The sequence below is a fragment of the Mycobacterium sp. ACS1612 genome (genome assembly GCF_001667505.1).
GTDB lineage: Bacteria > Actinomycetota > Actinomycetes > Mycobacteriales > Mycobacteriaceae > Mycobacterium.
Genome location: NZ_LZHZ01000017.1, coordinates 22,424 through 29,054 on the forward strand (window position 1 = coordinate 22,424; position 6,631 = coordinate 29,054).

The window sequence follows — 6,631 nt, forward strand, 5'->3', positions numbered from 1 at the left end:
CGCTGCTCAGCCGCCGCCGCTGCCCGAGAACTTGGTGCCAAGACCGCCCCGTTGGATAGTGGTGCCCGACGACGTCTTGACGGTGGTGTCCTTCGGCATGACCGTCGTGCCGCCCACCGGACGTGATCCGACGGTTCCGCTGCTGCCGTAGTAGTACCGGTACTGGTGACCGCTGTAGATGAACAGGCCGCCGGAACCGCCCGAGTGGCCGCTGCAGTAGCTGTCAGGCACGACGATGGGTCCGCCGGAGCCGTCCTCTTGCACGCACTGCGCGTTGACGGTGCGCGGCGACAATGCCCAATAACCCAGCGCCGCAACAACACCCACCACACCGACGACCGCGGCGCCGCCGATCAGCCGCCTGTTGCGGTGATACCGCCTGACATTGGCCTCGAACCGCGCGCGCTCAGCAGCTTTGCGTTCGCGCTCGGCCTTTTCTCTGGCGCGCGTCTCGCCGACGGTCGGCGGTCTCGGGCGGGTGGTCGCAGGATCTTGAAACCGCATGCTGCCACCGGACGGCTTGTCCGCCTTGTCTTCCGGCGCGCGCGTTTCGTCGTCCGACGGACCGCTTCGCTGCGGTGAATCTTCCTCGGGCCCCACTCATCGCTCCTCGTCACGATCTGGCAGGCAGTCTGCCACAGCAAACGTCGAGGAGCCACGACTATTGCCGTAGTCCCGTCCGCGCCTCGATGAATTCGACGATCGTCGCCGCGACCTCGCGATGGACGGTCTCGTTGAGGACGTCGTGCGCGCCGGGGAACTCGACCAACTGGAACATCTCGATCTGGTCGGCGTAGGCGCGCACACCGTCGACCGGCGCGATCGGGTCGTTGGCGCCGTGCACAGCCAGCGTCGGCACCGCCAGCTGCGGCAGATCGCCGCCGAACCGGTCCCAGGCTTTGTCGAGTTCCCGCGCCAACGGTTTCCCGTCGGCATCGACGAAGGCCAGCGGGTCGTTCTCCAGCGAATCGAGGTAGAACGGATCGCTCGACAGCCAGCCGGGATCCAGATCGAACGACGTATCGGCATCGAGCATTTCGGGGATCGGAATCAGCGGAGCACCCGATATGACTCCCGCCTGGTAGCGGTCGGGGTGGTCCAGCAGGCGAAACAGTGTGACCACCGCGCCGAAGGAATGGCCTTGCGCGATCATCGGCAGCCCGGGGCCGCCCCGCTCGGCCAATTCGGTCAGCGTGTCAGCGAGCGCGGCGCTGTCCTCGATCGATCCGAAGTCCCCACGCGGGCCCGGGCTCAGACCGTGGCCGAACTGGTCGACCGCCCAGAAGTCGATGCCTGCCGCGTTGAGCGCGAAGGCGTACCGGTGGTAGACGCCGGTGTGCTCGCCGAAACCGTGCAGGAAGACGACAGCTGCCCTTGGTTCCGCGGCCGCCCAGTGCCGGTAGTAGGCACGGCCCTTGGGGTGATCGATGAACGGCATGTCACGACGTTAACGCCGACCCAACAGCACGTCGCGCTGTTCGTCCACACGCACGCGGATCGCGTCGACAACGGCGGCGACCTCCGGTCTGCGCAGCGTCTCGCCACGGGTGACAAGCCAGTACGTCAACCGGATGGCCACCTTGTCAGGTAACACCCGCAGTAGATCGTCGTGGCGGTCGGCCATGAAGCACGGCAGCAGGCCGATGCCGGCGTGCGCCCTGGTCGCCTCCACATGCACGAAAACGTTGGTGGACGTCACTGATTCACGCATCGCCGGTGCGAAGCTCGTCGCGATGTCGAGGTCGTCGACCTGCAGCATGGAGTCGATGAAGTAGACCAACGGGAAGCGCGCGAGGTCCGCGACGCTCGTCGGCGTGCCGTGTTCGGCGAGGTAGTCGCGTGAGCCGTAGAGGCCGAGGCAGTAGTCGCCGAGCCGAATCGCCTTGGCGCGATGAACCTTTGGCTCTCCGACGACCACTTCGACATCGAGCCCGGACCGCTGCTGAGTGGCGCGCCGGGTGGTCGCCACGATCTCCACTGCCACCTTGGGGTGTGTGCGCTGCACCTGCGCGGCGGCAGGAGCGGCGATGTACGCGCTGAATCCGTCCGTCGCCGATATCCGCACCACGCCCTCGAGCGCGCGCACGCCGCCGGCGTCGACGGTCAGCGAGCGGACCGCCGACTCGACGGTTTCCGCGGCTGACAGCGCCGCGCGGCCGAGGTCGGTGAGTTCCCAACCGCCGGCGACACGCGCGAGCACCCGGCCCCCGATCGACTGTTCGAGCGCGGCGATGCGCCGCGAGATCGTGGTGTGATTGAGCCCGAGTTCCTCGGCCGCGGTGCTGTAACGGCCGGACCGGCCCACGGCAAGCAGCACCAACAGATCGTCCGCGCTGGGGCGGCGGGTCGGCGAGTGCGGTGACGCATCAGCCATACCTGCATTTTTGCAGATATGTCGTGCAGATTTGGCCATTGCACGTGCGGTTAAGTGCATGAATACTCGCACACAGATCTGTGTCGGCCATCACATCTCAGGCAGGAGTGTGCGATGAGTGTCCACGAACCCGAGACGATCCCGACCGGGTTGAAGCGCGTAGTCGCCGCTTCGATGGCCGGCACTGTCGTCGAGTGGTACGAGTTCTTCCTGTACGGCACCGCGGCCACCCTGGTGTTCGGCAAGATCTTCTTCGCCAAGGGCAGCAGCGACCTCGACGCGATCATCGCGGCACTGCTGACCTATGCGGTCGGATTCCTGGCGCGGCCGCTGGGCGGGGTGGTGTTCGGGCACTTCGGGGACAAGTACGGCCGCAAGAAACTGCTGCAGTTCAGCCTGCTGTTGGTCGGCGCGGTGACGGTGCTGATGGGATGTCTGCCCACGTTCGCCCAGGTCGGCTACTGGGCGCCGGTGCTGTTGGTGACGCTGCGGTTCCTGCAGGGGTTCGCCGTCGGCGGCGAATGGGGTGGCGCGGTGCTTCTGGTCGCCGAGCACAGTCCTGATCGCAGCCGAGCATTCTGGGCCAGTTGGCCACAGGCCGCCGTCCCGGTCGGCAACATGCTCGCGACCGTCGTGCTGTTGGTGTTGAACGGCACTTTGTCGGACGCGGCGTTTCTGTCCTGGGGATGGCGCGTGGCGTTCTGGTTGTCGGCGGTGGTGGTGCTGATCGGCTACTACATCCGCACCAAGGTCAGCGACGCGCCGATCTTCCTCGAGGCTCAACGCGAGGTCGAACAGGTCAAGGCCGTCTCGTTCGGCGTTGTCGAGGTGCTGAAGCGTTATCCCCGTGGGGTTTTCACGGCGATGGGGTTGCGGCTGGCCGAGAACATCATGTACTACCTGGTGGTCACCTTCTCCATCGTCTATCTCAAGGAGCAGGTGCACGCCAACACCTCCGACATTCTGTGGTACCTGCTCGCCGCGCATGCGGTGCATTTCGTCGTGATCCCATTCGTCGGCAGGATGTCCGATCAGTACGGCAGGCGACCTGTGTACTTCGTCGGCGCGGTGCTGGCGGGCACCTGGGGGTTCTTCGCGTTCCCGATGATGAACTCCGCCAACTACCTGTTGATCATGAGCGCCGTCGTCATCGGCTTGGTCTTCCACGCGCTGATGTACGCCCCGCAACCGGCGATCATGGCCGAGATGTTCCCCACCCGGATGCGGTATTCCGGTGTGTCCCTTGGCTATCAGGTCACCTCGATCTTCGCGGGATCGTTGGCCCCTTCGATCGCGGCGGCTCTGCTCAAGGCATACGACTCGTCGGTCCCGATCGCGTTGTACTTGGCCATCGCGGCCGCCATCACGCTTGTCGCGGTGTACTTCACGCGTGAGACGAAGGGCATCGACCTCGCCACCGTCGATCAGGCCGACCGCGAACAACTGGCCAAGGCAGGCGTCGTATGACGGACCTGCATGGTCGCACCGCCCTGGTCACTGGCGGGGCGAGCGGGATCGGCGCGGCGTGTGCCAGGGAACTGGCCGCGCGCGGAGCCACCGTGACGGTCGCCGACGTCGACGAGGCGGGCGCTAAGGATCTCGCCCAGGACATCGGTGGGCAAGCATGGGCGGTGGACCTGCTCGACGTCTCCTCGTTGGAGACGCTGAATCTCGAGACCGACATCCTGGTGAACAACGCCGGAGTGCAGAGCATCAACTCGATCGTCGACTTCGATCCCGAACGGTTCCGGACGCTGCTGACACTGATGGTGGAGGCGCCGTTCCTGCTGATCCGGGCGGCCCTTCCGCACATGTACCGGCAGAAGTTCGGCCGCATCGTTAACATCTCATCGGTGCACGGCATCCGCGCTTCGGAGTACAAGGTGGCCTACGTCACCGCCAAACATGCGCTCGAGGGTCTGTCCAAGGTGACCGCGCTCGAGGGCGGACCGTACGACGTGACCAGCAACTGCGTGAATCCCGGTTATGTGCGCACACCGCTGGTCACCAAGCAGATCGCCGATCAGGCCCGCACCCACGGCATCCCCGAGCATCAGGTGGTGGCCGACATCCTGCTCAAGGAGAGCGCGATCAAACGTCTCGTAGAACCGGAAGAGGTTGCCTCCCTTGTCGGTTGGCTGGCGTCCCCGGCAGCCGGGATGGTCACCGGCGCGTCATACACCATGGACGGCGGATGGAGCGCCCGGTGACCCACGCCGTCGACGTTCCGCAGTGGCAGCCGACGCAATGCGATATCGCCGACGCACGCGTCACTGAGTTCGCGCGGTTCGTCGAGCAGCGCACCGGTGCAGCCTTGCCGGACTACCAGTCGTTGTGGCAGTGGTCGGTCGATGACCCCGCCGCCTTCTGGGGCGCGCTGTGGGAATTCTTCGGCCTGGGCGATGCGCCCGAGTGTGTGCTCGAAAGCGCCGAGATGCCGGGCGCACGGTGGTTTCCCGGTGTGGAACTGAATTACGTCGACCAGATCGTCAGCAACGCGCGCACCGACCGGCCCGCCATCCTGAACGTGACCGAGGACGGCGGCGTCGCCGAGTTGTCCTGGCGCGAGCTACTCGGCCGCACCGCGGCGTTCGCGGAAACTTTGCGCTCCCATGGCGTCACGGCGGGTGATCGCGTCGTCGGCTACCTGCCGAATATCCCCGAGGCCGTCATCGCGTTCCTGGCGACTGCCAGCATCGGTGCCATCTGGAGCGCCTGCGGGCAGGACTACTCGGCCAAGGCCGCGCTGGACCGACTCGGCCAGCTGGAGCCGATCGTGCTGGTCACCGGCGAGGAGTACACCTACGGCGGTAAGACCCACGACAAACGCGCCGACGTCGCGACGCTGCAGGCCGGCCTTCCGACGTTGCGTGCCACCCTACTGACATCCGACCTCGCCGAGACGGCCGACCCGGACGAACTCGCCACGGTGCCAGTCGAGTTCGACCATCCGTTGTGGATCCTTTTCTCTTCGGGCACGACCGGCCTACCGAAGGGCATCATGCACGGGCACGGCGGAGTGGTGCTCGAGCATCTGAAAGCCATTGCTCTTCAGTCGGATATCGGCGCCGACGACACCTTCTTCTGGTACACCAGCCCGAGCTGGATGATGTGGAATTTCCAGGTCGCCGGATTGCTCGTCGGCGCGACGATCGTCTGCTACGCGGGCAGCCCGAACTATCCGCGGCCGGATGCGTTGTGGGACATCGCCGCTCGCGTGGGTGCCACCGTGCTCGGCACCAGCCCGGGTTACGTTCTCGGCTGCGCAAAGGCGGGTGCGGTGCCGCGCACGGAACACGATCTGTCGAAGCTGCGGACCGTCGGCATCACCGGGTCGTCGTTGCCGCCGTCGTCGTCGTTGTGGTTGCGCGACAACGTCGGTGAGCACGTCCAAGTGGCCTCGATCAGCGGTGGCACGGATGTGGTTTCGGCGTTCATCGGCGGTGTCCGCACGGTGCCAGTGTGGCCCGGTGAACTGTCGGCGCCGTACCTCGGCGTTGCCCTGGACGCATGGGACGAGTCCGGCAAACCGGTGCGGGGTGAGGTCGGTGAACTGGTCATCACTAAACCGATGCCGTCGATGCCGGTGTCCTTCTGGCACGATACCGACGGATCACGTTATCGCAGCGCGTATTTCGAGATGTTTCCCGGCGTGTGGCGACACGGCGACTGGATCACGATCACCGGCCACGGCAGCATCGTCGTGCACGGCCGGTCAGATTCGACGCTGAACCGGCACGGCATCCGGATGGGCAGCGCCGACATCTACCAGGCCGTCGAACGGTTGCCGGAGATCGCCGAGGCATTGGTCATCGGCGCCGAGCAACCCGACGGCGGCTATTGGATGCCCCTGTTCGTCGTGCTCGTCGACGACGCGGAACTGACCGACGAACTGCGTGACCGGATCAAGCGCACCATCCGCGACGAGGTTTCACCGCGGCACGTGCCCGACGAGATCATCGCCGCGCCGGGTGTTCCGCACACCCGTACCGGTAAGAAACTCGAGGTGCCGATCAAGAAGTTGTTCCAGGGGGCTGACCCGGCGCGGGTGGTGGAGAAGAGCGCCGTCGACGATCCGGCGCTGCTCGACTGGTACGCAAGCCTGAAGCGCTGACCTGTGGAGGGTTCTGGGCGCGTGTCGTAGCGCTGTGGCAGTATCGAACATGTGTTCGAGGGGTTTGGGGATGGGGAGCTCGTCGATGTGATGGGTGAGTCGACGCGCGATGAGTCGACGGCGATTGCGCAGCGCTTGGCGGC

General features: G+C 65.8%; 6 protein-coding genes. 3 read left to right on the forward strand and 3 right to left on the reverse strand.

Going from position 1 to position 6,631, the window contains the following annotated elements:
* Positions 1 to 6 precede the first annotated feature (6 nt).
* The 3 genes from A5724_RS05655 to A5724_RS05665 form a co-directional block, all read right to left on the reverse strand.
* On the reverse strand, positions 7 to 600 hold the full coding sequence (locus A5724_RS05655; RefSeq protein ID WP_197518565.1) for a hypothetical protein: 594 nt from the start codon (positions 598 to 600) through the stop codon (positions 7 to 9).
* A 61-nt stretch (positions 601 to 661) separates the two neighbouring features.
* On the reverse strand, positions 662 to 1,438 hold the full coding sequence (locus tag A5724_RS05660) for an alpha/beta fold hydrolase (protein ID WP_067797546.1): 777 nt from the start codon (positions 1,436 to 1,438) through the stop codon (positions 662 to 664).
* A gap of 9 nt (positions 1,439 to 1,447) precedes the next feature.
* Positions 1,448 to 2,374: a LysR family transcriptional regulator gene (locus A5724_RS05665; protein WP_156752149.1), complete on the reverse strand. Its 927-nt coding sequence runs from the start codon at positions 2,372 to 2,374 to the stop codon at positions 1,448 to 1,450.
* A gap of 114 nt (positions 2,375 to 2,488) precedes the next feature.
* Here A5724_RS05665 and A5724_RS05670 point away from each other — a divergent pair, with 114 nt between their 5' ends.
* From A5724_RS05670 to A5724_RS05680, 3 genes are read left to right on the forward strand one after another with little or no spacing between them, the layout of a single operon-like run.
* Positions 2,489 to 3,841, forward strand: coding sequence for an MFS transporter (locus A5724_RS05670; RefSeq protein ID WP_067797553.1), 1,353 nt, complete (start codon positions 2,489 to 2,491; stop codon positions 3,839 to 3,841).
* Positions 3,838 to 4,584: a 3-hydroxybutyrate dehydrogenase gene (locus A5724_RS05675; RefSeq protein WP_067797556.1), complete on the forward strand. Its 747-nt coding sequence runs from the start codon at positions 3,838 to 3,840 to the stop codon at positions 4,582 to 4,584. Before A5724_RS05670 ends, A5724_RS05675 begins: the two co-directional genes overlap by 4 nt.
* Positions 4,569 to 6,488, forward strand: a complete 1,920-nt coding sequence (locus tag A5724_RS05680) for an acetoacetate--CoA ligase (RefSeq protein ID WP_067797559.1) — start codon at positions 4,569 to 4,571, stop codon at positions 6,486 to 6,488. The genes A5724_RS05675 and A5724_RS05680 overlap by 16 nt, the downstream gene beginning before the upstream one ends.
* Positions 6,489 to 6,631 lie beyond the last annotated feature (143 nt).

Excerpts from the sequence above, each read along its gene's own strand:
- A5724_RS05660 (WP_067797546.1), bottom strand. The coding sequence starts at position 1,438 with ATGCCGTTCATCGATCACCCCAAGGGCCGTGCCTACTACCGGCACTGG.
- A5724_RS05665 (WP_156752149.1), bottom strand. The coding sequence starts at position 2,374 with ATGGCTGATGCGTCACCGCACTCGCCGACCCGCCGCCCCAGCGCGGAC.
- A5724_RS05670 (WP_067797553.1), top strand. The coding sequence starts at position 2,489 with ATGAGTGTCCACGAACCCGAGACGATCCCGACCGGGTTGAAGCGCGTA.
- A5724_RS05675 (WP_067797556.1), top strand. The coding sequence starts at position 3,838 with ATGACGGACCTGCATGGTCGCACCGCCCTGGTCACTGGCGGGGCGAGC.
- A5724_RS05680 (WP_067797559.1), top strand. The coding sequence starts at position 4,569 with ATGGAGCGCCCGGTGACCCACGCCGTCGACGTTCCGCAGTGGCAGCCG.